This window comes from Paracoccus subflavus (assembly GCF_004310345.1).
Classification (GTDB): Bacteria; Pseudomonadota; Alphaproteobacteria; order Rhodobacterales; family Rhodobacteraceae; genus Paracoccus; species Paracoccus subflavus.
This window is the reverse complement of sequence record NZ_SISK01000022.1, coordinates 1-2,500: the sequence shown is the minus strand read 5'-3', so window position 1 is coordinate 2,500 and position 2,500 is coordinate 1. Positions and strand designations below refer to the sequence as shown.

Genomic DNA, 2,500 nt, shown 5'->3' with positions numbered 1-2,500 from the left:
GAGTCAGACGGATCAGACCCGAAACCGAGTGATCTAGGCATGAGCAGGATGAAGGTTGGGTAACACCAACTGGAGGTCCGAACCCACACCTGTTGAAAAAGGTCGGGATGACTTGTGCCTAGGGGTGAAAGGCCAATCAAACTCGGAGATAGCTGGTTCTCCGCGAAAGCTATTTAGGTAGCGCCTCGGACGTATCCCTTGGGGGGTAGAGCACTGCATGGATGATGGGGGCCCACAGCCTTACTGAGTCTAAGCAAACTCCGAATACCCAAGAGGACTATCCGGGAGACACACGGCGGGTGCTAACGTCCGTCGTGGAGAGGGAAACAACCCTGACCAACAGCTAAGGCCCCCAATTCGTGGCTAAGTGGGAAAGCATGTGAGACTTCCAAAACAACCAGGAGGTTGGCTTAGAAGCAGCCATCCTTTAAAGATAGCGTAACAGCTCACTGGTCTAATCAAGAGGTCTTGCGGCGAAGATGTAACGGGGCTCAAGCCACGAGCCGAAGCTTTGGATGTGCATTTATGCACGTGGTAGCGGAGCGTTCTGTGATATGGAACGCTGCCTCTTCTGATCTTTCGGGATCAGCGGAGGCATTGTTCTGACTGTGAAGCCGGGGCGTGAGCCATCCGGTGGAGTGATCAGAAGTGAGAATGTTGACATGAGTAGCGACAAACAGGGTGAGAGACCCTGTCGCCGAAAGTCCAAGGGTTCCTGCTTAAAGCTAATCTGAGCAGGGTGAGCCGGCCCCTAAGGCGAGGCCGAAAGGCGTAGTCGATGGGAACCAGGTTAATAGTCCTGGGCCAGGAGATGGTGACGGATCGCAGGTGTAGTTCCTCCTTATCGGATTGGAGGGGCTGCTGAGCGGTTCCTGGAAATAGCCCTCCACAAGACCGTACCCTAAACCGACACAGGTGGACTGGTAGAGAATACCAAGGCGCTTGAGAGAACCACATTTAAGGAACTCGGCAAAATACCTCCGTAAGTTCGCGAGAAGGAGGCCCGATTGGCAGGCAACTGTCGGTCGGGGGCACAAACCAGGGGGTGGCGACTGTTTACTAAAAACACAGGGCTCTGCGAAGCCGCAAGGCGACGTATAGGGTCTGACGCCTGCCCGGTGCCGGAAGGTTAAAAGGAGAGGTGCAAGCCTTGAATTGAAGCCCCGGTAAACGGCGGCCGTAACTATAACGGTCCTAAGGTAGCGAAATTCCTTGTCGGGTAAGTTCCGACCTGCACGAATGGCGTAACGACTTCCCCGCTGTCTCAAATGTGGACTCAGCGAAATTGAATTGTCTGTGAAGATGCAGACTTCCCGCGGTTAGACGGAAAGACCCCATGCACCTTTACTCCAACTTCGCACTGGCATCAGGATTGCGATGTGCAGGATAGGCGGTAGGCTTTGAAGCGGGGACGCCAGTTCCCGTGGAGCCGTCCTTGAGATACCGCCCTTCGCTGTTCTGATGTCTAACCGCGGCCCGTTATCCGGGTCCGGGACCCTGCGTGGTGGGGAGTTTGACTGGGGCGGTCGCCTCCCAAACAGTAACGGAGGCGCGCGAAGGTTGGCTCAGACCGGTCGGAAATCGGTCGTTGAGTGCAATGGCAAAAGCCAGCCTGACTGCAAGACTGACAAGTCGAGCAGAGACGAAAGTCGGCCATAGTGATCCGGTGGTCCCGAGTGGAAGGGCCATCGCTCAACGGATAAAAGGTACGCTGGGGATAACAGGCTGATGATGCCCAAGAGTCCATATCGACGGCATCGTTTGGCACCTCGATGTCGGCTCATCTCATCCTGGGGCTGGAGCAGGTCCCAAGGGTATGGCTGTTCGCCATTTAAAGAGGTACGTGAGCTGGGTTTAGAACGTCGTGAGACAGTTCGGTCCCTATCTGCCGTGGGTGTTGGAGACTTGAGAGGAGCTGCCCCTAGTACGAGAGGACCGGGGTGGACGGACCACTGGTGGACCTGTTGTCGTGCCAACGGCAGTGCAGGGTAGCTATGTCCGGACAGGATAAACGCTGAAGGCATCTAAGCGTGAAGCCCCCCTCAAAACAAGGTCTCCCTTGAGAGCCGTGGAAGACCACCACGTCGATAGGCCGGAGATGTACGTGCAGCAATGCATTCAGTTGACCGGTACTAATGGCTCGATAGGCTTGATTTGATCCGGAAGAAGACAGATTCAGCTTCTTCCAGAAGCATCCTTGGACAACATCTGCCCGCATCCCGCGGGCAAACGCTGAGCGTCTCTTTCCCGGTCTGGTGGCCCTAGCGCGAGCAAAACACCCGATCCCATCCCGAACTCGGCCGTTAAGTGCCGCTGCGCCGATGGTACTGCGTCTCAAGACGTGGGAGAGTAGGTCACCGCCAGACCTGGAAAGATACGCAACCCTCTCTGAAACGATAACCCCCGATCAGGACAACCATGGCGCGGGGTAGAGCAGCCCGGTAGCTCGTCAGGCTCATAACCTGAAGGTCGTAGGTTCAAATCCTACCCCCGCAACCAA

General features: G+C 56.0%; 1 tRNA gene and 2 rRNA genes (1 of these 3 cut by a window edge). All 3 read left to right on the top strand.

Going from position 1 to position 2,500, the window contains the following annotated elements:
* A 23S ribosomal RNA gene (locus tag EYE42_RS15850) occupies positions 1-2,157 on the top strand (it extends 681 nt beyond the left edge of the window).
* A 94-nt stretch (positions 2,158-2,251) separates the two neighbouring features.
* Positions 2,252-2,366 (top strand): 5S ribosomal RNA (gene rrf / locus EYE42_RS15845).
* A 56-nt stretch (positions 2,367-2,422) separates the two neighbouring features.
* Positions 2,423-2,499 (top strand) — tRNA-Met (locus EYE42_RS15840).
* The last annotated feature ends 1 nt before the right edge of the window (position 2,500 follow it).